Genomic DNA, 571 nt, shown 5'->3' on the forward strand with positions numbered 1-571 from the left:
AGAATTTCGGTGTTTATTTCACACCACAATTAAAAGAATTTATTCAAAATAATATTGAAAAATAAGTATCATCAATTCATTCGTGAAGTTGATTTTTTAAAGAGTGATTAAGAAAACGGTTACATAATTAACTAAATATACTGAATTATGTATCTAGATATCAAAATAATTAAAAAAGAGGAACTTAAAATGAACAAAAACGTAGTCATCAAGAGTTTAGCAGCATTAACAATTTTAACATCTGTAACAGGTATTGGAATAACATTGGTTGAGGAAGTACAACAAACTGCCAAAGCAGAAAATAATGTCACAAAAGTTAAAGATACAAATATTTTTCCATATACTGGTGTAGTTGCTTTTAAAAGTGCAACTGGATTTGTAGTTGGAAAGAATACTATTTTAACAAATAAACATGTGTCGAAAAATTACAAAGTGGGCGATAGAATTACTGCACATCCAAATAGTGATAAAGGTAATGGTGGTATTTATTCGATTAAAAAGATTATTAATTATCCAGGTAAAGAAGATGTATCAGTCATTCAAGTTGAAGAGCGTGCAATAGAACGTGGAC

The 571-nt window shown here is 28.4% G+C and carries 1 protein-coding gene and 1 pseudogene; both read left to right on the forward strand.

The annotated features are described in order from the left end of the window. A partial coding sequence (locus IDG60_RS21620; protein ID WP_241013312.1) for a hypothetical protein occupies positions 1 to 65 on the forward strand: 65 nt, incomplete at its 5' end. Between the two features lie 124 nt (positions 66 to 189). Beyond that, positions 190 to 571, forward strand: a pseudogene (gene splB, locus IDG60_RS00375) (serine protease SplB); the annotation flags it as partial.

Source organism: Staphylococcus sp. EG-SA-2 (assembly GCF_017152085.1).